This is a genomic window from Pseudomonas sp. WS 5010 (assembly GCF_012985565.1).
GTDB lineage: Bacteria > Pseudomonadota > Gammaproteobacteria > Pseudomonadales > Pseudomonadaceae > Aquipseudomonas.
The window spans coordinates 463,757-489,191 of sequence record NZ_JAAQWQ010000004.1 but is presented as its reverse complement, the minus strand read 5'-3'; the positions used below and the strand labels follow the sequence as shown (position 1 = coordinate 489,191).

At 61.9% G+C, this 25,435-nt stretch carries 25 protein-coding genes; 13 read left to right on the top strand and 12 right to left on the bottom strand.

Annotation, left to right across the window (positions count from 1 at the left end; all coding sequences use genetic code 11):
* Positions 1-37 precede the first annotated feature (37 nt).
* The 4 genes from trmB to HBO11_RS15395 all read right to left on the bottom strand — a co-directional run bounded on the left by trmB (position 38) and on the right by HBO11_RS15395 (position 2,275).
* The gene (gene trmB / locus HBO11_RS15410) at positions 38-763 is read right to left on the bottom strand and encodes a tRNA (guanosine(46)-N7)-methyltransferase TrmB (protein WP_169954936.1); all 726 of its coding nucleotides are present in this window, start codon (positions 761-763) and stop codon (positions 38-40) included.
* Positions 764-772: 9 nt separating this feature from the next.
* Positions 773-1,567, bottom strand: coding sequence for a thiazole synthase (locus tag HBO11_RS15405; protein WP_017845016.1), 795 nt, complete (start codon positions 1,565-1,567; stop codon positions 773-775).
* Between the two features lie 55 nt (positions 1,568-1,622).
* The gene (gene thiS / locus HBO11_RS15400) at positions 1,623-1,823 is read right to left on the bottom strand and encodes a sulfur carrier protein ThiS (protein WP_162947777.1); all 201 of its coding nucleotides are present in this window, start codon (positions 1,821-1,823) and stop codon (positions 1,623-1,625) included.
* 71 nt (positions 1,824-1,894) lie between these two features.
* Positions 1,895-2,275 carry a DUF423 domain-containing protein gene (locus tag HBO11_RS15395; RefSeq protein WP_076963151.1) on the bottom strand — a complete coding sequence of 127 codons (381 nt, stop codon included), beginning with the start codon at positions 2,273-2,275 and terminating at the stop codon, positions 1,895-1,897.
* 74 nt (positions 2,276-2,349) lie between these two features.
* Between HBO11_RS15395 and mtgA the strand changes: the two genes are divergently transcribed.
* On the top strand, positions 2,350-3,072 hold the full coding sequence (gene mtgA, locus HBO11_RS15390) for a monofunctional biosynthetic peptidoglycan transglycosylase (protein WP_169954937.1): 723 nt from the start codon (positions 2,350-2,352) through the stop codon (positions 3,070-3,072).
* Positions 3,073-3,242: 170 nt separating this feature from the next.
* Here the strand turns inward: mtgA and rpoH are convergent, their stop codons facing one another.
* The 4 genes from rpoH to ftsY all read right to left on the bottom strand — a co-directional run bounded on the left by rpoH (position 3,243) and on the right by ftsY (position 7,326).
* On the bottom strand, positions 3,243-4,097 hold the full coding sequence (gene rpoH, locus HBO11_RS15385; RefSeq protein ID WP_003176698.1) for an RNA polymerase sigma factor RpoH: 855 nt from the start codon (positions 4,095-4,097) through the stop codon (positions 3,243-3,245).
* A 129-nt stretch (positions 4,098-4,226) separates the two neighbouring features.
* A complete protein-coding gene (gene ftsX, locus HBO11_RS15380) occupies positions 4,227-5,249 on the bottom strand; it encodes a permease-like cell division protein FtsX (protein ID WP_057440383.1) in 1,023 nt (340 codons plus the stop codon).
* Positions 5,246-5,917 carry a cell division ATP-binding protein FtsE gene (gene ftsE, locus HBO11_RS15375; RefSeq protein ID WP_003213784.1) on the bottom strand — a complete coding sequence of 224 codons (672 nt, stop codon included), beginning with the start codon at positions 5,915-5,917 and terminating at the stop codon, positions 5,246-5,248. The genes ftsX and ftsE overlap by 4 nt, the downstream gene beginning before the upstream one ends.
* Positions 5,914-7,326: a signal recognition particle-docking protein FtsY gene (gene ftsY / locus HBO11_RS15370; RefSeq protein ID WP_169954938.1), complete on the bottom strand. Its 1,413-nt coding sequence runs from the start codon at positions 7,324-7,326 to the stop codon at positions 5,914-5,916. Before ftsY ends, ftsE begins: the two co-directional genes overlap by 4 nt.
* 341 nt (positions 7,327-7,667) lie before the next feature.
* On the opposite strand from ftsY, the gene HBO11_RS15365 reads away from it, so the two are divergent.
* From HBO11_RS15365 to HBO11_RS15350, 4 genes are read left to right on the top strand one after another with little or no spacing between them, the layout of a single operon-like run.
* Complete coding sequence (locus tag HBO11_RS15365; protein ID WP_169954939.1) at positions 7,668-9,023, top strand: pitrilysin family protein; 1,356 nt, start codon at positions 7,668-7,670, stop codon at positions 9,021-9,023.
* The gene (locus HBO11_RS15360; RefSeq protein ID WP_169954940.1) at positions 9,016-10,506 is read left to right on the top strand and encodes a pitrilysin family protein; all 1,491 of its coding nucleotides are present in this window, start codon (positions 9,016-9,018) and stop codon (positions 10,504-10,506) included. Before HBO11_RS15365 ends, HBO11_RS15360 begins: the two co-directional genes overlap by 8 nt.
* Entirely contained in the window at positions 10,506-11,120 is a 615-nt protein-coding gene (rsmD, locus tag HBO11_RS15355; RefSeq protein ID WP_169954941.1) for a 16S rRNA (guanine(966)-N(2))-methyltransferase RsmD, read from the top strand. Before HBO11_RS15360 ends, rsmD begins: the two co-directional genes overlap by 1 nt.
* A 58-nt stretch (positions 11,121-11,178) precedes the next feature.
* The gene (locus HBO11_RS15350) at positions 11,179-12,174 is read left to right on the top strand and encodes a hydrolase (protein WP_169954942.1); all 996 of its coding nucleotides are present in this window, start codon (positions 11,179-11,181) and stop codon (positions 12,172-12,174) included.
* Positions 12,175-12,287: 113 nt separating this feature from the next.
* Here the strand turns inward: HBO11_RS15350 and HBO11_RS15345 are convergent, their stop codons facing one another.
* Together HBO11_RS15345 and HBO11_RS15340 are read right to left on the bottom strand one after the other, a co-directional pair.
* On the bottom strand, positions 12,288-13,142 hold the full coding sequence (locus HBO11_RS15345; RefSeq protein ID WP_169954943.1) for a sulfurtransferase: 855 nt from the start codon (positions 13,140-13,142) through the stop codon (positions 12,288-12,290).
* A gap of 33 nt (positions 13,143-13,175) precedes the next feature.
* Complete coding sequence (locus HBO11_RS15340) at positions 13,176-13,847, bottom strand: TetR/AcrR family transcriptional regulator (RefSeq protein WP_029300622.1); 672 nt, start codon at positions 13,845-13,847, stop codon at positions 13,176-13,178.
* Positions 13,848-13,994: 147 nt separating this feature from the next.
* Here HBO11_RS15340 and HBO11_RS15335 point away from each other — a divergent pair, with 147 nt between their 5' ends.
* The 5 genes from HBO11_RS15335 to HBO11_RS15315 all read left to right on the top strand — a co-directional run bounded on the left by HBO11_RS15335 (position 13,995) and on the right by HBO11_RS15315 (position 18,598).
* Positions 13,995-15,422: a coniferyl aldehyde dehydrogenase gene (locus tag HBO11_RS15335; protein WP_169954944.1), complete on the top strand. Its 1,428-nt coding sequence runs from the start codon at positions 13,995-13,997 to the stop codon at positions 15,420-15,422.
* 28 nt (positions 15,423-15,450) lie between these two features.
* Positions 15,451-15,996: a twin-arginine translocation pathway signal protein gene (locus HBO11_RS15330; RefSeq protein ID WP_169954945.1), complete on the top strand. Its 546-nt coding sequence runs from the start codon at positions 15,451-15,453 to the stop codon at positions 15,994-15,996.
* Between the two features lie 57 nt (positions 15,997-16,053).
* Positions 16,054-17,649: a GMC family oxidoreductase gene (locus HBO11_RS15325; RefSeq protein WP_169954946.1), complete on the top strand. Its 1,596-nt coding sequence runs from the start codon at positions 16,054-16,056 to the stop codon at positions 17,647-17,649.
* A 114-nt stretch (positions 17,650-17,763) separates the two neighbouring features.
* Positions 17,764-18,243 carry a pantetheine-phosphate adenylyltransferase gene (gene coaD, locus HBO11_RS15320; protein ID WP_003176711.1) on the top strand — a complete coding sequence of 160 codons (480 nt, stop codon included), beginning with the start codon at positions 17,764-17,766 and terminating at the stop codon, positions 18,241-18,243.
* A 103-nt stretch (positions 18,244-18,346) separates the two neighbouring features.
* A complete protein-coding gene (locus tag HBO11_RS15315; protein WP_003213796.1) occupies positions 18,347-18,598 on the top strand; it encodes a YfhL family 4Fe-4S dicluster ferredoxin in 252 nt (83 codons plus the stop codon).
* Positions 18,599-18,720: 122 nt separating this feature from the next.
* Here HBO11_RS15315 and mutM read toward each other — a convergent pair whose 3' ends face one another.
* Together mutM and HBO11_RS15305 are read right to left on the bottom strand one after the other, a co-directional pair.
* On the bottom strand, positions 18,721-19,533 hold the full coding sequence (mutM, locus tag HBO11_RS15310; protein WP_169954947.1) for a bifunctional DNA-formamidopyrimidine glycosylase/DNA-(apurinic or apyrimidinic site) lyase: 813 nt from the start codon (positions 19,531-19,533) through the stop codon (positions 18,721-18,723).
* A 21-nt stretch (positions 19,534-19,554) separates the two neighbouring features.
* Positions 19,555-20,367 (bottom strand): HDOD domain-containing protein, encoded by an 813-nt coding sequence (locus tag HBO11_RS15305; protein ID WP_169955046.1) that lies wholly within the window; start codon positions 20,365-20,367, stop codon positions 19,555-19,557.
* 296 nt (positions 20,368-20,663) lie between these two features.
* Between HBO11_RS15305 and HBO11_RS15300 the strand changes: the two genes are divergently transcribed.
* The 3 genes from HBO11_RS15300 to ilvD all read left to right on the top strand — a co-directional run bounded on the left by HBO11_RS15300 (position 20,664) and on the right by ilvD (position 25,376).
* Positions 20,664-21,860: a class I SAM-dependent rRNA methyltransferase gene (locus HBO11_RS15300; protein WP_169954948.1), complete on the top strand. Its 1,197-nt coding sequence runs from the start codon at positions 20,664-20,666 to the stop codon at positions 21,858-21,860.
* A gap of 246 nt (positions 21,861-22,106) precedes the next feature.
* Positions 22,107-23,306, top strand: coding sequence for an MFS transporter (locus HBO11_RS15295; protein WP_169954949.1), 1,200 nt, complete (start codon positions 22,107-22,109; stop codon positions 23,304-23,306).
* A gap of 228 nt (positions 23,307-23,534) precedes the next feature.
* The gene (ilvD, locus tag HBO11_RS15290; protein WP_169954950.1) at positions 23,535-25,376 is read left to right on the top strand and encodes a dihydroxy-acid dehydratase; all 1,842 of its coding nucleotides are present in this window, start codon (positions 23,535-23,537) and stop codon (positions 25,374-25,376) included.
* Positions 25,377-25,435 lie beyond the last annotated feature (59 nt).

Below are 25,435 nucleotides of genomic sequence, written 5' to 3'. Positions count from 1 at the left end.
GCTCCTACAGTTGATCGCATTCCAGCTTTCTAGCTGATCAAGCCAGCTTTTCGAACTTCAAATCCCAAACCCCATGCCCCAACCGCTCGCCACGGCGTTCGAACTTGGTGATCGGACGTTCGGCCGGGCGTGGTACGCACTGACCATCTTCGGCCAGGTTGCGATAGCCAGGGGCAACGTTCATCACTTCCAGCATGTACTGCGCATACGGTTCCCAATCGGTGGCCATATGCAGGATGCCACCCACCTTGAGCTTGCTGCGCACCAGTTCCGCGAAGGACGCCTGGACGATACGGCGCTTGTGGTGACGACTCTTGTGCCATGGGTCCGGGAAAAACAGCATCAGGCGGTCGAGGCTGTTGTCGGCGATGCAGCGGTTAAGCACTTCGATCGCATCGCAGTCATAGACCCGCAGGTTTTTCAGGCCCTGGGTCAGCACGCCGTTAAGCAGCGCGCCCACGCCCGGACGGTGCACTTCCACACCGATAAAGTCTTGCTCGGGCGACGCCGCAGCCATTTCCAGCAGGGAATGGCCCATGCCGAAGCCAATTTCCAGGGAGCGCGGGGCCGAACGGCCAAACACCTGGTCGAAGTCCACCGGCGCATCGGCCAGGGGCAGGACGAACAGCGGCGTGCCCTGGTCCAGGCCCTTTTGCTGGCCTTCGGTCATGCGCCCGGCACGCATCACAAAACTCTTGATGCGGCGGTGCTTGGACTCGTCGCCTTCTTCCACGGGGTTCGGCGTTTCGTTTGATTCAGTCATCAATGGCTCTTACTTGATCAGACCATCCAGCGGCGAGGAGGCGCTGGCGTAAAGTTTTTTTGGCATACGCCCGGCGAGGTACGCCAGGCGGCCGGCGACAATCGCGTGTTTCATGGCTTCGGCCATCATGATCGGCTGTTGCGCATTGGCGATGGCCGAGTTCATCAGCACCGCTTCGCAGCCCAGTTCCATGGCGATGGTGGCATCGGACGCGGTACCGACGCCGGCATCCACCAGCACCGGGATCTTGGCTTCTTCGAGGATGATCTGCAGGTTGTACGGGTTGCAGATCCCCAGGCCAGTACCGATCAGGCCGGCCAGCGGCATGACCGCGATGCAGCCGATCTCGGCCAGTTGGCGGGCGATGATCGGGTCATCGCTGGTGTAGACCATCACGTCGAAACCTTCCTTGACCAGGGTTTCGGCGGCCTTGAGGGTTTCGATCACGTTGGGGAACAGGGTTTTCTGGTCCGCCAGCACTTCCAGCTTCACCAGGTTGTGGCCGTCGAGCAGCTCACGGGCCAGGCGGCAGGTGCGCACAGCTTCGATGGCGTCGTAGCAACCGGCAGTGTTGGGCAGGATGGTGTAGCGATCGGGCGGCAGGATATCCAGCAAGTTCGGTTCGCCCGGGTTCTGGCCGATATTGGTGCGGCGCACAGCCACCGTCACGATTTCGGCGCCCGAGGCTTCGATAGCCAGGCGGGTTTCTTCCATGTCGCGGTACTTGCCGGTGCCTACCAGCAAACGCGACTGGTAGGTACGACCGGCCAGGACGAAGGGCTTGTCGCTACGAACGATGCTCATGGGAAATCCTCGAGTTGGGGTGAGGTTCTGCAGAATCCGGGTAGTTGCCGCAGGGCTAGCCGCCGCCGATGGCGTGGACCACTTCAACCTGATCGCCTTCGGTGAGGGCGGTTTCGGTGTGCTGGCTACGCGGGACGATATCCTGGTTGAGCTCCACTGCGACGCGACGTCCGGTCAGTTCCAGACGGGTCAGCAGGGCCGCGACGGTTTCACCGTCGGGCAGTTCATAGGATTCGCCGTTCAATTGAATGCGCATGCCACGGGCCGCCATCGTTTTTAGGGGCCAGCATTCTAGCCTGATCGTGACCTGAAGGTCAGCTACAAGCGTCAGGCGGTCAGTTGCAGGCGCCAGGCGGCGAGCCCCAGGCACAGCCAGCCAATCAGGAACGCCAGGCCGCCAAACGGCGTGATGATCCCCAGCTTGCCAATGCCGATGGTGGTCAGCAGGTACAGGCTGCCGGAGAACAGCAAGATGCCGATGCTGAACGACACACCGGCCCAGAGCACCAGGCGCCCGGGCACATGCGCGGCCAGCAAGGCCACGCCAAACAACGCCAGGGCGTGCACCAGTTGGTAGGTCACGCCGGTGTGGAATATCGCCAGGTATTCAGCCGTCAGGCTTTTTTTCAGGCCATGGGCGGCGAACGCGCCGAGGGCAACACCGGTAAAGCCGAAAAAGGCCGCCAACATCAGAAAGCCACGCAGCATGAGGAACTCCAGTCAGACTCAAAGGGCCGGGTCTGTATAATGGCCCGCTCAACGGGTTCGGCCAAGCCATCTCTATGCTGCGTGTCCTCTTCAGTCGTTTTCTCAAAGTCGTGAAATGGTTTGTCATCGGCAGTGTTTTGCTGGTGCTGCTGTTTCGTGTCGTCCCGCCGCCGTTTACCGCACTGATGGTCGAGCGCAAGATCGAGTCCTGGGTCGATGGCGAGCCCATTGACCTGCAACGTACCTGGGTGCCGTGGGATGAGATCTCCGATGACCTGAAAGTCGCGGTGATGGCCGGCGAGGACCAGCGCTTCCCGCAGCATTGGGGTTTTGACTTCGGGGCGATCCAGGCTGCGCTGCTGCATAACGAGCGCGGCGGCTCGATTCGCGGCGCCAGTACGCTGAGCCAGCAGGTATCGAAAAACCTGTTCCTGTGGGCCGGCCGCAGTTATGTGCGCAAGGGCCTGGAAGCCTGGTTTACCGGGCTGATCGAAATCCTCTGGCCCAAGCAGCGGATCCTTGAGGTGTACCTCAACAGCGTGGAATGGGACGAAGGTGTGTTTGGCGCAGAGGCGGCAGCGCGGCATCATTTTGGCGTGGGTGCCAAGGGGCTTTCGCGGCAGCAGGCCAGTTATCTGGCAGCGGTACTGCCCAATCCAAGGGTGTGGAGTGCCAGCCATCCGACGGCGTATGTGGCGCGGCGGGCGGCGTGGATTCGCCAGCAGATGGGGCAGTTGGGTGGTACTGGCTATTTGAATGAGCTGAACAGTACGCGAAAGGCGCCGTGGGCCAACTGACGCAACATAAAACCTGTAGGAGCCGGCTTGCTGGCGATGGCGCTGTATCAGCCAATCATTGAGAGCCGGTAGATCGCCATCGCCGGCAAGCCGGCTCCTACAGGGGCGCGGCACGAACAAAAATGCCCCGAGCTTTCGATCGGGGCATTTTTTTGCTCGTTCGTTGCGTGTTAGGCGGCGATCGACAGTTTCAGCTTATTCATCGCGCTCTTCTCAAGCTGACGAATACGCTCGGCCGACACATTGTACTTTTGCGCCAGGTCGTGCAGCGTGGCTTTTTCTTCTGCCAGCCAGCGCTGGTAGAGGATGTCACGGCTGCGGTCGTCCAGCACTTCCAGTGCTTCGTGCAGATTGTGATTGGAGTTGTCGCTCCAATCGGCATCTTCCAGTTGACGCGCCGGGTCATACCGGTGGTCTTCCAGATAGTTGGCCGGCGATTGGAAAGCACTGTCGTCGTCCGCTTCAGCGGCCGGGTCAAAGGCCATGTCATGGCCGGTCAGGCGACTTTCCATCTCGCGCACTTCCCGAGGCTCCACGCCGAGGCTTTCGGCCACACGGTGGACTTCCTCGTTGTTCAGCCACGCCAGGCGTTTTTTCTGGCTGCGCAGGTTGAAGAACAGCTTGCGCTGGGCCTTGGTGGTTGCCACTTTCACAATGCGCCAGTTGCGCAGGATGAACTCGTGGATTTCCGCCTTGATCCAGTGCACGGCGAACGACACCAGGCGCACACCCATTTCCGGGTTGAAGCGTTTCACAGCCTTCATCAGGCCGACGTTGCCTTCCTGGATCAGGTCAGCCTGGGCCAGGCCGTAGCCGCTATAGCTACGGGCGATATGTACGACAAAACGCAGGTGGGCGAGCACCATCTGCCGAGCCGCCCCCAAATCCTGCTCATAGTAGAGACTCTCGGCCAGTTCACGCTCCTGCTCGGGCGTCAGCAATGGAATGCTGTTGACCGTGTGCACATAGGCTTCCAGGTTCGCACCCGGGACCAGAGCATAAGCAGGTTGCAAAGAAGTGGTCATACGAAAAAACCTCCGACTCACATAACTCGTGCAGTTCAGCACTGCGAAAATTGACCGGAAACCGTAGGACAAGTTCCCTAAACCACTGATACGGTCAATACAAACGAAACCACATTAATCTGACATTAACTACTTCGGCGCCAGCTCACGTAAATGCCGTGCGACCGCAATCCAAGCACCGATATACCCCAACAACACCGCGCCAAGCAACAGTGATAGACCATCGGCAGCGGGTACGCCAGCCAGGGCAAAATCACTGCCATACAAACCGGCCAGGCCGACTACCGCGTCGTTCAGCCAATCCAGGCCAAACGCCAATACGCCCCAGGACAGAATCCCCGCACCAAAGCCATAAAGCGCGCCCATGTACAGAAAAGGACGACGCACATAGCTGTCTGTGCCGCCGACCAGTTTAATCACTTCTATCTCGGTGCGGCGGTTTTCAATATGAAGGCGAATGGTATTGCCTATCACCAAAAGTAATGCAGAAACCAGCAACACCGTCAGGCCAAAGACAAAACGGTCGCCCAGCTTGAGAATCGCCGCCAGACGCTCGACCCACACCAGATCAAGCTGCGCCTGCTGTACCTTGGGCAATTCAGCCAATTTTTGTCTTAATGCTTCAAGGGCCGTCTTGTCGATTTCATTGGGCGTGACCAACACAACCCCCGGCAGCGGGTTCTGCGGCAGCTCCTTGAGCGCCTCACCCAGGCCGGACTGTTGCTGGAACTCTTCCAGCGCCTGGTCGCGGCTGATGTACTCGGCATCCGCCACGCCCGGCAGGTTCTTGATCTGCTCGCGCAGGGCCTCGCCTTCGGTGGCGCTGGCATCCAGTTGCAGATATAGGGAAATCTGCGCCGCGCGCTGCCAGGAACCGCCCAGGCGCTCGACATTATTAAGCAGCAACGACAAGCCCATCGGCAGGCTCAACGCCACGGCCATCACCAGGCAGGTGAAGAAGCTGCCAATCGGCTGCTTGCCCAGGCGGCGCAGGCTGTCCACCAGGCTGGCGCGATGGCTTTCGATCCAGGCGTGCAGCAAGGTGCTGAAGTCAGGGCCGTCATCATCGTCGCGTTTCTTTTTCTGCGGTTGCGGGTCGGCCGCTTTCGGCGCTACGCGCTCGGAAACTTTAGGGCTGCGTGTGGCACTCATACGCCGGCCTCCCCGTCACCAATCAGGCGGCCGCGCTGCAGGGTCAGCATGCGATGGCGCATGCGCGCGATCAATGCCAGGTCGTGACTGGCAATCAGCACGCTGGTGCCCAGGCGGTTGATGTCTTCAAAAACACCCATGATTTCTGCAGCCAGGCGCGGGTCGAGGTTACCGGTAGGTTCGTCCGCCAGCAGCAAGGCCGGGCGATGGACGATGGCGCGGGCAATGCCGACGCGCTGTTGCTGGCCGGTGGACAGGTCGCCGGGGTACAGGTCGGTCTTGTCCGACAGCGCCACCCGCTCCAGGGCCGAATCCACACGCTTGACGATTTCGGCCTTGGACAGCCCCAGGATCTGCAATGGCAGGGCGATGTTATTGAACACCGTGCGATCGAACAGCAACTGGTGGTTCTGGAACACCACGCCGATCTGCCGGCGCAGGAACGGGATCTGTGCATTGCTGATGGTGGCCAGGTCCTGGCCCGCCAGCAGCAATTTGCCGGTGGTCGGACGCTCCATGGCCAGCAACAGGCGCAGCAAGGTACTTTTGCCGGCGCCGGAGTGACCGGTGACAAACAAAAACTCGCCACGACGCACCCGGAAACTCAGCTCATGCAAGCCGACATGCCCGTTGGCGTAACGCTTGCCCACCTGTTCAAAACGAATCATGAACGCTCCCGCTCGGCAAACAGTGCCTGGACAAAGGGTTCGGCCTCAAACGTGCGCAGGTCATCAATACCTTCGCCGACACCGATATAACGAATCGGCAGCCCGAATTGTTTAGCCAGGGCGAAAATAACCCCACCCTTGGCCGTGCCATCGAGCTTAGTCAACGCCAGGCCAGTCAGCTGGACTGTCTGGTTGAATTGCTTGGCCTGGCTGATCGCGTTCTGCCCGGTCCCGGCGTCCAGCACCAACAGCACCTCGTGGGGCGCGTCGGCGTCGAGCTTGCCTATCACCCGGCGGACTTTCTTCAACTCTTCCATCAAGTTGTCTTTGGTATGCAGGCGACCGGCGGTATCGGCGATCAGCACATCGATGTTACGGGCCTTGGCGGCCTGCACGGCATCGAAGATCACCGAGGCGGAGTCGGCACCGGTGTGCTGGGCGATCACCGGGATCTTGTTGCGCTCGCCCCACACCTGCAATTGCTCCACGGCAGCGGCGCGGAAGGTGTCACCGGCGGCGAGCATGACTTTCTTGCCTTCCAGTTGCAGCTTCTTCGCCAACTTGCCGATGGTGGTGGTCTTGCCGGCGCCGTTGACGCCAACCACCAGGATCACAAAGGGTTTTTTCTCGGTAATCACCAGCGGCGCTTCCACCGGTTTGAGCATGGCGGCCAGTTCGGCCTGCAATGACTTATAGAGCGCGTCGGCGTCGGTGAGCTGCTTGCGCGCGACCTTCTGGGTCAGGCTCTGGATGATCACGGCGGTGGCTTCGACGCCCACGTCAGCGGTCAGCAGGCGGGTCTCGATATCTTCGAGCAGCTCGTCATCGATGATTTTTTTGCCGAGGAACAGGCTGGCCATGCCTTCGCCGATGCTTGCGCTGGTCTTGCTCAGGCCTTGCTTGAGTCGGGCGAAGAAGCCGGTCTTGCTGGTTTCGGCAGGTGCGGTGGCAGGCTCGGCAACTACGGCTACGGGCTCGACAATCACCGGTTCGACCACAACGGGCAGGGGCTCGGCGACCACCTCGACCGGCTCCACAACCACAGGAATCGGTGGTGCCACATGTTCGGCCTGCACATCCTCGACCAGCGCGACAGGCTCTTCAGCCACCGGCAATAGCGGCCACGGCTTGTGCTCTGGCTCTGGCTCTGGCTCTGGCGCAGCCTCCACCACCGGCTGCAAGACCGGCTCGGCGATAGGCAGCACCACAGGCGCCGGCGTCTCGACGACAGGCTCGGCCACCGATTCAATCGCAGGTTGCGCCTGCAAAACAGGCTCAGGCACGGGCTCAGGTTGCACTTGCGGCTGTTCGACGACGGTTTCCTGCGGCTTTTTGCGCAGCCATCCGAACAGGCCTTTTTTCTCGCCAGCCGCAGCTGGGCTCTTCTTGTCGTCGTTGGAACCAAACATGGAGGACGGCTATCTCACGGTAGCGACGCGCCAAGGTGGCGCCTCGGTAAATAATATTCGATGCGCAACAGACTGTTTTTTAGCCAGCTTGTTCATGCGCAGTATTTTGTGAGGCGTGAATACAGCCTCAACAAATCGATTCAATATAGGACTGAAGCGATAAAATCGGCGAAAAGCGGATTAAAACCGGGGAACCCCACGGATAACTCCATCTTCACGACGACTGGATCCGAAACGATATGACAGCCGCAGTGGCCGCCGCTAATACGGATCAGTATCCTAGCACCTCCTCGCCCGCCGACGCTAAGACCAAGCGGGCAGCCCAACAGGTTTAAAAACGAATGAATGCTCTAGCCCGCCGCGCCGCAGGCCTGCTGCTCAGCACAGTTTGTCTGCCCCTTTCAGCCTTGGCTGCCGACCCTCAACCCACCCATGAATTCACCCTGGACAACGGCCTCAAGGTCGTCGTGCGCGAAGACCATCGCGCTCCGGTGGTGGTCTCGCAGGTCTGGTACAAGGTCGGCTCCAGCTATGAAACCCCTGGCCAGACCGGCTTGTCCCATGCCTTGGAACACATGATGTTCAAGGGCAGCTCCAAGACCGGCCCAGGCGAAGCTTCGTTGATCCTGCGCGACCTGGGCGCCGAAGAAAACGCCTTCACCAGCGACGACTACACCGCCTACTACCAAGTGCTGGCCCGCGACCGCCTGGGCGTGGCCCTGGAACTGGAAGCCGACCGCATGGCCACCCTGCGCCTGCCAGCCGACGAATTCAGCCGCGAGATCGAAGTCATCAAGGAGGAGCGCCGCCTGCGCACCGATGACAACCCGATGTCCAAGGCCTTCGAACGCTTCAAGGCCATGGCCTACCCGGCCAGCGGCTATCACACGCCGACCATCGGCTGGATGGCCGACCTGGACCGCATGAAGGTCGAGGAACTGCGCCACTGGTACCAATCCTGGTACGTGCCGAACAACGCCACCCTGGTAGTGGTCGGCGACGTGACCCCGGACGAGGTGAAAACCCTGGCCCAGCGTTACTTCGGCCCGATCCCCAAGCGTGACGTGCCACCGGCGAAAAAGCCCCTGGAACTGGCCGAGCCGGGCGAACGCCTGCTGACCATGCACGTGCAGACCCAATTGCCGAGCGTCATCCTGGGCTTCAACGTACCGGGCCTGGCCACTGCCGAAGACAAGCGTTCGGTCAACGCCCTGCGCCTGATCTCGGCACTGCTCGATGGCGGCTACAGCGCGCGCATCCCGAGCCAGCTGGAACGCGGTGAAGAACTGGTGTCCGCTGCCTCGACCAACTACGACGCCTACACCCGCGGCGACAGCCTGTTCACCTTGAGCGCCACGCCCAACCAGCAGAAGCAGAAAACCGTGGCCCAGGCCGAAGCCGGGCTCTGGCGCCTGCTGGACGAACTCAAGGCCAAGCCACCGACCGCTGAGGAGCTGGAACGCATTCGCGCCCAGGTCATTGCCGGCGTGGTCTATGAGCGCGACTCCATCACCAGCCAGGCCACGGCCATTGGCTCCCTGGAAACGGTCGGCCTGTCGTGGAAACTCATGGACACAGAGCTGGCCGAACTGCAGAGCGTGACGCCCGAGGACATCCAGAAAGCCGCGCGTACGTATTTCACCCGCGAACGCCTGAGTGTCGCCCATGTCATGCCCGAGGAGACCACTCATGAGTGATCGCAAAAACAACCGCCTGGTGCTGCCTGGCCTGATCGTCGTGACCCTGGTGGCAGCGGTCGCGGTGTATATCGGTCGCCCGGACGACTCCGTGGCCAGCCCGGCGCTGGAGCAGGCCAAGTCCAGCAAGACCCTGCAATCCCTGGCGGAACTGGACGGCAAAAACCCGACCAATCGCCAGCTCAACGTGCAGACCTGGAACACCGCCGAGGGCGCCAAGGTGCTGTTCGTCGAGGCCCATGAGCTGCCAATGTTCGACATGCGCATCCTGTTCGCCGCCGGCAGCAGCCAGGACGGCAACACGCCGGGCCTGGCGCTGCTGACCAACGCCATGCTCAACGAAGGCGTGCCGGGCAAGGATGTGGGGCAGATTGCCGCCGGTTTTGAAGGCCTGGGCGCGGATTTCAGCAACGGTGCCTACCGCGACATGGCGCTGGTGTCGCTGCGCAGCCTCAGTGCCGCCGACAAGCGCGAGGCCGCCCTCACGCTGTTTGACCAGGTGATCGGCCAGCCGACCTTCCCTGCCGACTCCCTGGCGCGGATCAAGAACCAGTTGCTGGCAGGCTTCGAGTACCAGAAACAGAACCCGAGCAAGCTGGCGAGCATCGAGCTGTTCAAGCGCCTGTACGGCGATCATCCCTATGCGCACCCGAGCGAAGGCACACCAGAGAGCGTACCGGCCATTACCCAGGCACAGTTGAAGGCATTCCACGCCAAGGCCTACGCCGCCGGCAACGCGGTGATCGCGATGGTCGGCGACCTGTCCCGTGCCGACGCCGAAGCCATGGCAGCCAAGGTGTCCGCGTCCCTGCCCAAGGGCCCGGCACTGGCGAAAATCGCCGAGCCGACCGAGCCCAAGGCCGGCCTGGGGCACATCGAGTTTCCCTCCAAGCAGACGCACTTGCTGTTCGCGCAACTGGGCATCGACCGTGCCGACCCGGACTACGCCGCCCTGTCCCTGGGCAACCAGATCCTTGGCGGCGGTGGCTTTGGCACCCGCTTGATGAGCGAGGTGCGCGAGAAGCGCGGCCTGACCTATGGCGTGTACTCCGGCTTCTCGCCGATGCAGGTACGTGGCCCCTTCATGATCAACCTGCAGACCCGCGCCGAAATGAGCGGTGGCACCTTGCGCCTGGTGGAGCAAGTGCTGGCCGACTACCTCAAGACCGGGCCGACGCAAAAAGAATTGGATGACGCCAAGCGTGAACTGGCCGGCAGCTTCCCGCTGTCTACCGCGAGCAACGCCGATATCGTCGGGCAACTGGGCGCCATGGGTTTCTACAACCTGCCGCTCAATTACCTGGAAGACTTCATGAAGCAATCCCAGGCCCTGACCACCGAACAGGTCAAGGCTGCACTGAACAAGCACTTGAGCAGCGATAAAATGGTGATCGTGACCGCTGGTCCCACCACCGCGCAAAAGCCACTACCGCCCCCCACTGATAAACCTGCCGAGCAGCCGCTCGGGGTTCCGGAGCATTAATGGCTAGTCCATCGCGCCCTAAAAAACCTGTCCACAACGTTCATAACGGTGTGGGCCAACTGCGCATCATTGGCGGCCAATGGCGCAGCCGCAAGCTGAGCTTCCCCGATGTCGTGGGCCTGCGCCCGACCCCGGACCGGGTCCGCGAGACCCTGTTCAACTGGCTCGCGCCGTACATCGAAGGGGCCAAGGTGCTTGACCCGTTCGCCGGCAGCGGCGCGCTGTTCCTGGAGTCGCTGTCCCGTGGCGCCGCCCTGGGCCAGGCCCTGGACGCGAGCAACGTGGCGGTTTCCAGCCTGCGCGAACACCTGGGCACCCTGCGTTGCACCACCGGCCACGTCCAAACCGCCGATGCCCTGCGCTACCTGGAAACCCAGCCGGCCAGTGCATTCGACGTGGTGTTCCTCGACCCGCCGTTCAACCAGAACCTGCTGCCGACCGTCTGCACCCTGCTGGAAGAGCGCCAATGGCTGGCCGATGACGCCTGGGTCTACACCGAAAGCGAAACCGCGCCATCAACCCTGGGCCTGCCGGGCAACTGGCGCCTGCACCGCGAGCAAAAGTCCGGGCGGGTGTATTACGCGTTGTGGCAACGTACGGCTCTGACCCACTGAAAACGCTGTAGGCGCGAGTTTGTCTGCGGGCAGGCCCGCGCCTACAGGACAGGTATTCATGACACCGCCAGCAAACCGCTTCACCCCCGCCTTCGGCCTCGGCAACCCACATCTGCAAACGCTGTGGGGCCCGCTCTGGCGCCCCACCACCCACCTCGAGCGCCAGCGCGAGCGCCTGTGGCTGGAAGATGGCGATTTTCTCGACCTCGACTGGCACGGCCCCCACGACCCGCATGCGCCCTTGGTGCTGGTGCTGCATGGGCTGACCGGTTCGTCCAACTCGCCCTACGTTGCCGGCCTGCAAAAAGCCCTGGCCAGCCAGGGCTGGGCCAGTGTCGCGCTGAATTGGCGTGGCTGCTCCGGCGAACCCAACCTGTTGGCCCGCAGTTACCACTCCGGCGCCAGTGAAGACCTGGCCGCCGCCATCGCGCACCTGCGGGCCAAGCGGCCGTTGGCGCCGCTGTATGCCGTGGGTTACTCCCTGGGCGGCAATGTGCTGCTCAAGCACCTGGGCGAAACCGGCGACCACTGCGGCCTGCAAGGCGCGGCGGCGGTATCGGTGCCGTTTCGCCTGGATCAGTGCGCCGACCGCATCGGCCTGGGCTTCTCACGGGTCTATCAGAAGCACTTCATGCGCGAGATGCTCAGCTATATCCGGGTCAAGCAGCGCCAATTCACCCAGGACGGGCGCGAAGACGCACTGAAGACCCTGGCCGAGCTGGGCTCGCTGGAGAAGATGCGCACATTCTGGGATTTTGATGGGCGCGTCACCGCACCGCTGCATGGATACCTGAGCGCCGAGGACTATTACCGGCGGGCGTCGAGTCGTTACTTCCTGGGGGAGATTCGCACGCCAACGCTGATCATCCAGGCGGCGGATGATCCTTTTGTGTTTGCCCACAGCTTGCCCCAGGCCAGCGAACTGTCGGACTGCATCGAGTTTGAACTGCAGGCCAAGGGTGGGCATGTGGGGTTTGTCGAGGGTTCGCTGAAGACGCCTGGGTACTACCTGGAGCGGCGGATCCCGCATTGGTTACGGGCAAAACACGGTTAATCATGTGGGAGCGGGCTTGCTCGCGAATGCGGCGTTTCAGCTAATAAATTCGGTGGCTGGCACACCGCATTCGCGGGCAAGCCCGCTCCTACATTTGATCGGGGATTACCCACTTAATCGCCGGTAGCAATTTCGCGCTGCGGATCATTGATCCACTCACTCCACGACCCCGCATACAACTTGCCCAACGGATACCCCGCCAGGCTCAAGGCAAACAGGTTGTGGCACGCCGTCACACCCGAGCCACAATACGCCACCAATTCCTGGGGCGAGCGGCCTTGCAGCTTTTCCGCAAACCGTTGCTTGAGCTGCGACACCGGCAAGAAGCGCCCGTCACTGCCCAGGTTCTCGCTGAACGCCGCACATTGCGCGCCGGGAATATGCCCGGCAATCGGGTCAATGGGTTCCACTTCACCGCGAAAGCGCGGCAAGGCACGGGCGTCGATCAAGGTCAGGCCCGGCTGGCCCAGGCGTTTTTGCAGGTGCTCGGTGTCCAGCAGAAGATGGTTGTCCGGGCTGCCGGCAAAGGTGCCAGGCTCGGTGCTCGGCGCCTCCAGGCTCAAGGGGAAACCGGCGCTGTGCCAGGCCTTCAGGCCACCATCGAGGATCGACACACCGTCACGCTTGCCCAGCCACACCAGCAGCCACCAGGCACGGGCGGCAAACGCGCCAGGGCCGTCGTCATACAGCACGATTTCGCTGTCGGCATTGACGCCCCAGGCCTGTAACTGCTGGACCAGCACCTGGGGCGCCGGCAGCGGATGGCGACCAGTCACGCCCTTGGTCACTGGCCCACTGAGATGGCGCTCCAGGTCCGCATACTGCGCCCCCTCGATATGCCCTTCGGCATAGCTGCAACGCCCGTAATCCGGGTCTTCCAGGGCAAAACGGCAATCGAGGATGACTAAGCCTGCGTGCTGCTGGCGTTCGGCCAGTTGTTGCGGGCTGATCAGTTGCGCAAGCGGCATGACGGACTCCTGGAAATACGTTCGGGAAAGGGCCTACTTCACTTCTTCCAGTGCCTGACTTAGAGGCACGTAAAATTCTTTGAACAACGCGTCCACGGCTTCTTTGGCCTGGGGCGTGATAAACCCCGCCTCCAGCACCAGCACCTGATACACCCCGCGCTTGATCGCCTCGGCACTCAGGTGTGCGGAGTTCTCGTTGGTGGTGCACAAAAAGCGCACCCAGGAGGTGAGGATGATCCAGGCGTTGAGGGTCAAGGCTTCGGTCTGCACCGGGTCCATGTTCAGGATCCCGGCCTCGACAAACCCCCGGTAAATCGCGCCGCCCTGGATCAGGCAGCGCTGGGAAAAGCGCCGGTAGCCGGTGGCCAGTTCCGGGTCGCTTTCCAGCAGATGCTCAAGGTCGCGGTGCAAAAAGCGGTAGCGCCACATGCCGGCCAGCACCGCCTGCAGGTAGAAGCGCTTGTCCTCGACCACCATGGCGCGCCCCTGGGGCGGGCGCAGGAAGCTGTCTACCAGGGCTTCGTACTCGCGAAACAGCACGGCGATAATCGCCTGCTTGTTCGGGAAGTGGTAGTACAGGTTGCCGGGGGATATTTCCATGTGGGCGGCAATATGGTTGGTGCTGATGCTGCGCTCGCCCTGCTGGTTGAACAGCTCCAGGCTGGTTTGCACAATGCGTTCGCTGGTCTTTACTCGTGGTGCCATGGGGTATCGGCTTCTGGAATCCTGATGCAAACATCTTACGGTCTATCCTTGCCAGGATAAAACTGCATGTTGCCGCGAAGTCATTTGACAAAATAGAGCAATAACTCTAAAAACGCAGGTATTCCAATAACAATCGGGAACTGCGCCATGTCTGCCAACGTTGCCTACCTGCAAGATTCCCAGGCGCTGGACCAACTCCAGGACCTGTTCGCTGCCCAGCGCCGCGCCTACGCGGCCAACCCGATGCCAACGGCGGCGCAGCGTCAGCAGTGGCTCAAGGCCTTGCGCGACCTGCTCAGCGATGAGCGCCAGGCGCTGATCGAGGCCATCAGCAGCGATTTCAGTCATCGCAGTGCCGACGAAACCCTGTTCGCCGAACTGATGCCCAGCCTGCATGGCATTCACTACGCCAGCAAACACCTCAAAGGCTGGATGAAACCGTCGCGCCGCGCTGTAGGTATAGCCTTCCAGCCGGCATCTGCCAAAGTGATCTATCAACCCCTGGGCGTCATCGGGGTGATCGTGCCCTGGAACTACCCGTTATACCTGGCCATCGGCCCGCTGGTCGGTGCGCTGGCGGCGGGCAACCGGGTGATGCTCAAGCTCAGCGAATCCACCCCCGCCACTGGCCAGTTGCTCAAGACCCTGCTGGCGCAAATCTTCCCCGAAGACCTGGTGTGCGTGGTGCTCGGCGAAGCAGAAGTGGGCATGGCGTTCTCCAAGCTGCCGTTCGATCATCTGCTGTTCACCGGTGCCACCAGCATCGGCAAGCATGTGATGCGCGCCGCCGCCGAGCACCTGACCCCGGTGACCCTGGAGCTGGGCGGTAAATCCCCGGCAATTGTCTCGGCCGATGTGCCGCTCAAGGATGCCGCTGAACGGATCGCATTCGGCAAGGCACTGAATGCCGGGCAAACCTGTGTGGCGCCGGACTACGTGCTGGTTCCCGAAGACCGTGTGGACGGCTTCGTCGAGGCCTACACCCAGGCGGTACGTGGGTTTTATCCGACCCTGGCCGACAACCCGGACTACACCGCCATCATCAACGAGCGACAACTCGCCCGACTCAATGCCTACGTCAAGGACGCAACCGACAAGGGCGCGACCCTGGTGCCGCTCTATGACCAGGGCCAGGCACGGCGCATGGCCCATAGCCTGCTGCTGAATGTCAGCGATGAAATGACCGTGATGCAGGACGAGATTTTCGGCCCGGTGTTGCCCATCGTGCCCTATCGCGGGATCGACCAGGCCTTTGCCTACATCAACCAACGCCCTCGCCCACTGGCGCTGTATTACTTCGGCTACAACAAGGCCGAACAGAATCGCGTACTCCACGAGACCCATTCCGGCGGCGTGTGCTTGAACGACACCCTGCTGCACGTGGCCCAGGACGATATGCCCTTTGGCGGCATCGGCCCGTCGGGCATGGGCCACTATCACGGCCATGAAGGGTTCCTCACGTTCAGCAAGGCCAAGGGGGTGCTGATCAAGCAACGCCTGAATGCGGCCAAGCTGATTTACCCACCGTATGGCAAAGCCATCCAGAAACTGATCCAGAAGCTGTTCGTGCGCTAAAACCGTTACCACCGGGACCACAATAAAAATGAACCCTAGCCTGACTGAATCACCCGCGCTGTCACGGCGCGGCGTCTTGAAAATCGGCCTGTGCGCCAGCGCCTTCCTGGCCACCGCAGGCCTTGGCGCCAGCCTCAGCGGTTGCTCCAGCAGCACCCCCGCCAGCGGCTTTGCCATGTTGCGCAACAGCGACCTGCCGTTTTTGCGCGCAGTGATCCCGGTGTTACTCGAAGGCGCGGCCAGCGCCGAGGTGGTGGCGGCAGGCATTGAGGACACCCTGAAAAAACTCGATTACAGCCTGCTGCACCTGTCGCCGGAGATGTTCAAGCTGACCCAGCAGTTGTTCGACGTACTGGGCATGGCCGTCACCCGTGGCCCGCTGACCGGCATCTGGGGCAGTTGGGAAAATGCCAGCAGCGAGCAGATCCGCAACTTCCTGCATCGCTGGGAGAACAGCTTCCTCAACCTACTGCGCATGGGCCAGGGCTCGCTGCTCAAGCTGGTGATCATGGCCTGGTACTTTCGGCCCGAGTCCTGGGCCCATTGCGGGTACCCCGGGCCACCGAAGATCTGACCTTGGCAACCCACTTTGATAGCCACTCCGTAGCCAAAACAATAAGAGAACAAGCTAATGCCCGTACCTGATGTGTTCCGCGATGGCATGGCCCGCGGCTGGAAAACCCATAACGGCGCCGCCCTCGACCAGGACCTGGTGCTGGAAGCCGATGTCGCGATCATCGGCAGCGGCGCAGGCGGCGGCACTACCGCAGAGATTCTCAGCGCCGCCGGCTACAAGGTGCTGCTGATCGAAGAAGGCCCGCTCAAGACCAGCAGCGACTTCAAGCTACTGGAAGACGAGGCCTACGCCAGCCTGTATCAGGAAGGCATCGGCCGCATGAGCAAGGACGGCGCCATCACCATCCTGCAAGGCCGCGCCGTGGGCGGCACCACGCTGATCAACTGGACCTCGAGCTTTCGCACCCCCGACCCGACGCTGTCCCACTGGGCCAGCGAGTACGCGGTCAAGGGCCACAGCAGCGCCGAGATGGCGCCGTGGTTTGAAAAGATGGAACAGCGCCTGGGCATCGCGCCCTGGGCCGTGCCGCCCAACCCCAACAACGATGTGATCCGCAAAGGCTGCGAAAAGCTCGGCTACAGCTGGCACGTGATCCCGCGCAACGTGCGCGGCTGCTTCAACCTGGGCTATTGCGGCATGGGCTGCCCGGTTAACGCCAAGCAATCGATGCTAGTGACCACCATTCCCTCGACCCTGGAGCAAGGCGGCGAGTTGCTGTACCTGGCCCGCGCCGAGCGCCTGAAGTTCAGCGGCGACACCATCACCAGCCTCGAATGCGTGGCCATGGACTCCCGTTGCGTCGCGCCCACCGGCCGCAAGATCACAGTCAAAGCCAAGCATTACGTGCTGGCCGGCGGCGGCATCAACAGCCCGGCGCTGTTGATGCGCTCGGACGCACCCGACCCGCATTCGCGCCTGGGCAAGCGCACGTTCCTGCATCTGGTGAATTTTTCTGCGGGGCTGTTCGACGAGGTGATCAACCCGTTCTACGGCGCGCCGCAGTCGATTTACTCCGACCACTTCCAATGGCAGGACGGCACCACCGGCAAAATGTCCTACAAGCTCGAAGCGCCGCCGTTGCACCCGGCGCTGGCCAGCACATTGTTCGGGGGTTATGGCACGCAGAACGCCCTGGACATGAGCCAGTTGCCCAAGACCCACGCCATGCTGGCGCTGCTGCGCGACGGCTTCCACCCCGACAGCCAGGGCGGCAGCGTCGGCCTGCGCGGCGATGGCACGCCGGTGCTCGACTATGAGGTCTCGCCCTACGCCTGGGACGGCCTGCGCCGGGCTTTCCACAGCATGGCCGAGATCCAGTTTGCCGCCGGCGCCAAGTCGGTCAAGCCGCTGCACCACGACGCGCGCCACGTCAACACACTGGCGCAGGCCCGCAGCCTGATTGACGGCCTGAACCTGGAACTGCATCGCACCTGCCTGGGCAGCGCCCATGTGATGGGCGGTTGCGCCATGGGCGAAGAGCCGAAAAGCGCCGTGGCCGACAGCCTGGGGCGGCATCACCAACTGCGTAACCTGTCGATCCACGACGGCTCGCTGTTCCCCACCAGCATCGGCGCCAACCCCCAGCTTTCGGTGTACGGCCTGACTGCGCAACTGGCGACGGCGCTGGCTGAACGTCTGAAAACAGCATGAAAAAACCAGGTATTCGCGGTGTCTATAGTGCTTTCTTCTGAATAAGTTGACTTGGCCGACCGGGATGGCTGCGATACCATCCGGTTCCCCAACGGACTCCGCCAGGACGACGCGATGAACCGAGTGTTGTACCCAGGTACCTTCGACCCGATTACCAAAGGCCATGGCGATCTGGTCGAACGCGCCTCGCGCTTGTTCGACCATGTGATCATCGCGGTCGCGGCCAGCCCCAAGAAAAACCCGCTGTTTCCCCTGGAACAGCGCGTGGAGCTGGCCCGCGAGGTCACCAAGCACCTGCCCAACGTGGAAGTGGTGGGCTTTTCGACGCTGCTGGCGCACTTTGCCAAGGAACAGAACGCCAATGTGTTCCTGCGTGGCCTGCGGGCGGTGTCGGACTTCGAATATGAATTCCAGCTGGCCAATATGAACCGCCAACTGGCGCCGGACGTAGAGAGCCTGTTCCTTACGCCGTCGGAGCGTTACTCGTTCATTTCCTCGACCCTGGTGCGGGAAATCGCGGCATTGGGTGGGGATATCACCAAGTTTGTGCACCCTGCGGTCGCCGATGCGCTGACGCTGCGCTTCAAGAAGTAAGACCGCTCGACCGGCGCCCGCTCGCACTGCGGGCGCCAATGCGGCACAATTGCGCGCATTAGTTTTTCAGATGCCTTGGCAGAGCGCCCTGGCAGGAGTTTCCATGTCCCTGATCATCACCGACGATTGCATCAACTGCGACGTCTGCGAACCCGAGTGCCCGAACGCTGCCATTTCCCAGGGTGAAGAGATCTACGTGATCGACCCCAACCTGTGCACCCAGTGTGTCGGCCACTACGACGAACCCCAGTGCCAGCAAGTGTGCCCGGTCGATTGCATCCCGCTGGATGAGGCACACCCTGAGACTGAAGAGCAGTTGATGGAGAAGTACCGGTTGATTACCGGTAAGGCCTGAGACCTTGTGGTGGCTGGGCGGGCCTCATCGCGGGCAAGCCCGCTCCCACACTTGAAGGTGTTCACAAGTCAAAATGTGGGAGCGGGCTTGCCCGCGATGACGGCAGCCGCCGTCACACACAATCAGCTCTGGCACTTGGGGCAAAACACACTCGCCCGCTGCCCCAGCATCACATTGCGCAACTCACTGCCGCAGACCTTGCACGCCTCGCCCCCACGCCCGTAGACAAACAGCTCCTGCTGGAAATACCCCGGCTGGCCATCACCCCCGATAAAGTCGCGCAATGTCGTACCGCCGCGCTCGATGGCGGCCGCGAGGATGCGTTTGATCTCGATCGCCAGCTTCAGGTAACGCCCACGGGAAATGCCCTTGGCCTCCCGGCGCGGGTCGATCCCGGCGGCAAACAGCGCCTCGGTCGCGTAGATATTGCCCACCCCCACCACCACCGCGTTGTCCATGATGAACGGCTTGACCGCCATCGAGCGCCCACGGGACAGCTGGAACAGGCGCTCGCCGTCGAACAGGTCGGTCAACGGCTCCGGCCCCAGGCGCAACAGCAGTTCGTGGTTGTGCGGGTCCTGGCTCCAGAGTATCGCGCCAAAGCGCCGGGGGTCGGTGTAGCGCAGGGCCAGGCCCGACTCCAGCTCGATATCCACATGCTCGTGCTTGGCCGCCGGCAGGCCGACTTCCACCAGGCGCAGGTTGCCCGACATGCCCAAGTGGCTGATCAAGGTGCCAACTTCGGCGTTGATCAAAAGGTACTTGGCCCGCCGCTCCACCAGCACGATGCGCTGCCCGGACAGCCGCACATCGAGGTCTTCGGGGATCGGCCAGCGCAGGCGCCGTTCACGCACCACCACGCGGCTGACCCGCTGGCCTTCCAGGTGCGGCGCAATTCCGCGCCGGGTGGTTTCGACTTCTGGCAGCTCAGGCATATTCGTCTCGCGATAGAAAGGTTAGTGCGCGCCCAGCTCGCGGATCGACAACTTCAGGCTCTCGAAGTCGTAGTCCGACAGGCCCACGTAATCCAGCACCAGGTGGCCGATGCTGTCCCATTCATGGTCCACCGTCTGGTTGCCCAGCACCCGATAGGACGCGCAAATGTGCTCGGCCATCTTCAGGATCGCCAGCAGGTTTTTCAGCGGGCTGTTGCGCGCCGACTCATCGCTGAAAATCGCCAGGGCGTTGTGGTGGTTGGCGATGGCGTTGGTCACATGCTCCGGCAGGCGCCAGGACTTGGCAGTGTAGTAGCCCACCACCGCGTGGTTGGTGTGGAACGCACGGTTCTCGGTGTCGACCACCCGGCAATCGGGCCCTGCCTTGGCGTAGGAGTCTTCCAGCACGCTCATGTAGTCCGGGAAACGCTTGAGCATCAGCGGCACGCCACAATCGTGGAACAGCCCCAGGGCATAGGCTTCGTCCACCGCCTGGGAGCCGGTGCGCTTGGCCAGGGTCAGGCAGGTCATCGCCACATCCTGGGCGGTGTCCCAGAACCGGTTGAGGGTGACGATGGTGTCGTCGCTCATCTCGCCCTTGATCGACTGGGCGTTGATCAGGTTGACGATCGAGCGGCTGCCCAACAGGTTCACCGCGCGCTGGATCGAGGCAATCTTGTTACTCAGGCCGTAATACGGCGAGTTGACGATTTTCAGCAATGAGCCGGAGAGGCCCGGGTCCTGGGAGATCAGCCGCGCAATCACCTCCAGGTCCGGATCGGGCATGTATTGCTCCATCTGCAAATCCACCATGATTTGCGGTTGGGGCGGCACGCTGATGCCTTGCAGGGCCTGTTGGATCTGTTCGGCGGAAAGCTCTTGGGACATAAATACACACTCTGGGCTAGGGGGCGATTCTAACCCCGATGGGAACCTGACCGACACCTCAAAAGCCGGATTGGAAACCGGAGCAAAATGTGGGAGCTGGCTTGCCTGCGATGGCATCGCTGCGGTGCGACAGACAGACCGAGTCGCCTGGATCGCAGGCAAGCCAGCTCCCACATGTCCGGCGGCGCGGCCAACAACGACACAACACGGTATACTCCCGCTCTTTTTTCCGGAGCGACGTCATGTCCCTGCCAAGCCTGCGTCTCAAAGCCAACGCCGATCGTCGTTTGCGCAACGGCCACCTGTGGGTCTACAGCAACGAAATCGATGTGGCCGCCACCCCACTCCACGGCTTCCAGGCAGGCGACCAGGCCATCCTCGAAGCGGCCGGTGGCAAGACCCTGGGCATCGTGGCCATGAGCCCAAACAACCTGATCTGCGCGCGCCTGCTGTCGCGCGATATCAAGTTGCCATTGGACAAGTCGCTGCTGGTGCACCGCCTCAACGTCGCCCTGTCCCTGCGCGACCGCCTGTTCGACAAGCCGTTCTACCGCCTGGTCTACGGCGACTCCGACCTGTTGCCGGGCCTGGTGGTCGACCGTTTCGGCGATGTCCTGGTGGTGCAGATCGCCTCGGCGACCATGGAAGCCCATAAAGAAGACGTGATCGCCGCACTGACCCAAGTGCTCAAGCCCAGCGGCATCCTGTTCAAGAACGATTCCGCCGCGCGCGACGCCGAAGGCCTCAACCGCTACGTCGAAACCGTGTTCGGCCTGGTGCCAGAGTGGGTTGCCCTGGAAGAAAACGGCGTGCAATTCGAAGCCCCGGTGATCCAGGGCCAGAAGACCGGCTGGTTCTACGACCACCGCATGAACCGTGCACGCCTGGCCCCGTATGCCAAAGGCAAGCGCGTTCTCGACCTGTACAGCTACATCGGCGGCTGGGGCGTGCAAGCTGCCGCGTTCGGCGCCAGTGAAGTGTTCTGCGTCGACGCCTCGGCTTTCGCCCTGGATGGCGTAGAGCGCAACGCCGCGTTGAACGGTGTTGCCGAGAAAATGACCTGCATCGAAGGCGACGTGTTCGAAGCCCTCAAAGAATTGAAAGCCAGCGAAGAACGCTTCGACGTGATCGTCGCCGACCCACCGGCCTTCATCAAACGCAAGAAAGACATGAAGAATGGCGAGGGCGCCTACCGCCGCCTGAACGAGCAAGCCATGCGCCTGCTCAGCAAGGACGGCATCCTGGTCAGCGCCTCGTGCTCCATGCACCTGCCCGAAGACGACCTGCAAAACATCCTGCTGACCAGCGCCCGCCACCTGGACCGCAATATCCAGATGCTCGAACGTGGCGGCCAGGGCCCGGACCACCCGGTGCACCCGGCGATTGCCGAGACGCGCTACATCAAGAGCATCACGTGCCGGTTGCTGCCCAATAGCTAAGTAACACGCAGATCAAAGGTGGGAGTGGGCTTGCTCGCGATAGCGGTGTATCAGTTACAGATTTTTAATCTGTTACACCGCTATCGCAGGCAAGCCAGCTCCCACCTTTTTTGTGCCGTATCAAAAAGATTTCTCCTACCGTCGCAAGCCATACGCCATCAGGAAATTTCCTTCGACGATTTTGATTGAATTCCACTTTTTGCAGACTAGTATCGGTTTCTGGCTTCACTGCGGAAAACAAAAACAATGTCTGATTCCACCTGCTCGCCCGTCCTCGATGGCCCAGCCAAACGCCAGTATCTTTCCCGCTTCATCCTCATCACCTGCATTTCCCTGATCAGTTTTTTCCCGATCAATATCCTGCTGCCTTCATTTCCGGCCCTCGCCGCCAGGTTCGACACGCCCAGCGCCAATGTCGCGCTGTCTATCAGCCTGTTTACCCTGGTCTTTTCGGTCTCCCAACTGATCGCCGGCCCACTCTCGGATAAATGGGGGCGCAAGGAAGTCCTGCTTGGCTGCATCACACTGTCGATCCTGGGGGCGATAGGCTGCACGCTGGCACCGGACTACCTGACCTTCCTGCTGTTTCGCAGCGTGCAGGCCATGGGCTGTGGCTTCTTCGTGCTGGGCCACGCCCTGGTGGAAGACCTGTTCGAGGAGCAGGACCGGGCTCGCGTGCGCCTGTATTACATGACCCTGAGCGGCTCGTTCGTCGCCCTTTCGCCGCTGATCGGCTCCTGGCTGCAAACCACCTTTGACTGGCAAGGCAGCTTCTACGGGTTCGCGGTGATGGCATTGGGCATGCTGATCCATGCGCTGTGCATCCTGCCCACCAAGTCCGCCAGCCCCCATCGCGCATCGGTGTCGATCATCGCCACCTTGAAAGCCGTGGCCGGCAACCGGGACTTCCTGCGCTACTGGTGGATCGCCGCACTGGTGTTCGCCTGCTACTTCGCATTGATCAGCGTCACACCCCTGATGTTCATGGATGGGCTGAAACTGTCCGAATACCAGTACGCCCTGGTGCTGATGGTCTACGGCGTGGCCTATCTGCTGGGCGGCATGGTGGCCTCGTTTCTGCAAAAACGCATCTCGCTGGCCCGGCAAATCAATATCGGCCTGGGGTTACTGCTGGTGGCCGGTGTGCTACTGATGCTGATCGTCAGCCTTGACGCCATCACCACCATAACCCTGCTGATCCCGATGCTGATCAGCGCCCTGGCCGTGACCCTGGTGCGCCCGGCGGCCATTTCGGCGGCGATGCTGTTGTTCTCAAGCAGCGCGGGCACGGCCGCCTCGGCGGGCAACAGCATCATGTTCCTGACGGCCGCCATCAGCAGCGCAGCCCTTGCGCAAACCGGAACGCATTTGCTGATGACCATTGCCGCAAGCTTTATCGTCTTCAGCCTCTGGGGCTGGCTGACAAATACGAGGGTCGGGCGATAAAGCCCCGGGACATGCTTCTCGCCATTCCCTCCCGACGCCAGCGGTGTAGAATCGACCCTATTCATCGCCAGTCATCCCCCGGCGGGTTTATGAGCTCAAGGCCAATGCGCACGGCGATCCCGTAACGTTTGCGGCAACTTCCGGACACACGGCTATTTCTGAGTGTTCCAGACGTCAATAGAAGCTCACTCCCCTATTTAGTACCTGATTAGCCGCCCGGAGTGCTCCATGCCAGATTACCGCTCGAAAACATCCACCCATGGCCGCAACATGGCCGGCGCCCGCGCACTGTGGCGTGCCACGGGGATGAAAGATGACGACTTCAAGAAGCCGATCATCGCGATTGCCAACTCGTTCACCCAGTTCGTACCGGGCCACGTCCACCTCAAGGACCTGGGCCAACTGGTCGCCCGCGAGATCGAACGTGCTGGCGGCGTAGCAAAAGAATTCAACACCATTGCCGTGGATGACGGCATCGCCATGGGCCATGACGGCATGCTGTATTCCCTGCCGAGCCGCGAGATCATCGCCGACTCCGTGGAGTACATGGTCAACGCCCACTGCGCCGACGCCATCGTCTGCATCTCCAACTGCGACAAGATCACCCCCGGCATGCTGATGGCCTCCCTGCGCCTGAACATCCCGGTGATCTTCGTCTCCGGCGGTCCGATGGAAGCCGGCAAGACCAAACTCGCCTCCCACGGCCTGGACCTGGTGGACGCCATGGTCATCGCCGCCGATTCCAGCGCTTCTGACGAGAAAGTCGCGGAATACGAGCGTAGCGCCTGCCCGACCTGCGGTTCGTGCTCCGGCATGTTCACCGCCAACTCGATGAACTGCCTGGTGGAAGCCCTGGGCCTGGCCTTGCCGGGCAACGGTTCGACACTGGCCACCCACAGCGACCGCGAGCAGCTGTTCCTGCAGGCCGGCCGCACCATCGTCGAACTGTGCAAGCGTTACTACACCGACAACGACGAGTCGGTATTGCCACGCAATATCGCCAACTTCAAGGCGTTCGAAAACGCCATGACCCTGGATATCGCCATGGGCGGTTCCACCAACACCATCCTGCACTTGCTGGCCGCAGCGCAAGAAGCCGAGATCGACTTCGACCTGCGCGACATCGACCGCCTGTCCCGCCACGTGCCGCAGTTGTGCAAGGTCGCGCCGAACATCCAGAAGTACCACATGGAAGACGTGCACCGCGCCGGCGGGATCTTCTCGATCCTAGGCTCCCTGGCCCGTGGCGGCCTGCTGCACACCGACCTGCCGACCGTGCACAGCACGTCCATGGCCGAGGGCATCGCCAAGTGGGATATCACCCAGACTGACGACGAAGCCGTGCACACCTTCTTCAAGGCCGGCCCGGCCGGCATCCCGACCCAGACGGCCTTCAGCCAGTCGACCCGTTGGGACACCCTGGACGACGACCGTGAAAACGGCTGCATCCGCAGTGTCGAACACGCGTACTCGCAAGAAGGCGGCCTGGCCGTGCTCTACGGCAACATCGCCCTCGACGGCTGTGTGGTGAAGACCGCTGGCGTGGATGAGTCGATCCACGTGTTCGAGGGTCGCGCCAAGATCTACGAAAGCCAGGACAGCTCGGTGCGCGGCATCCTCGCCGACGAAGTGAAAGAAGGCGACATCGTGATCATCCGCTACGAAGGCCCGAAAGGCGGCCCGGGTATGCAGGAAATGCTCTACCCGACCTCGTACCTGAAATCCAAGGGCCTGGGCAAAGCCTGTGCGCTGCTGACCGACGGGCGCTTCTCGGGCGGCACTTCGGGCCTGTCCATCGGCCATGCTTCGCCAGAAGCCGCTGCCGGTGGCGCGATTGGCCTGGTGCAGGATGGCGACAAGGTGCTGATCGACATTCCGAACCGCTCGATCAACCTGTTGATCAGCGACGAAGAACTGGCCGCACGCCGGGTCGAGCAGGACAAGAAAGGCTGGAAACCGGTGGAGAAGCGTCCGCGCAAAGTCACCACCGCCCTCAAGGCCTACGCCCTGCTGGCCACCAGTGCCGACAAGGGTGCGGTGCGTAACAAGGCCATGCTCGACGGCCTGTAAGCCCCGCCCATAAAAATGCCCCGCCACGTGCGGGGCATTTTTTTGCCTGCCTGAATTGC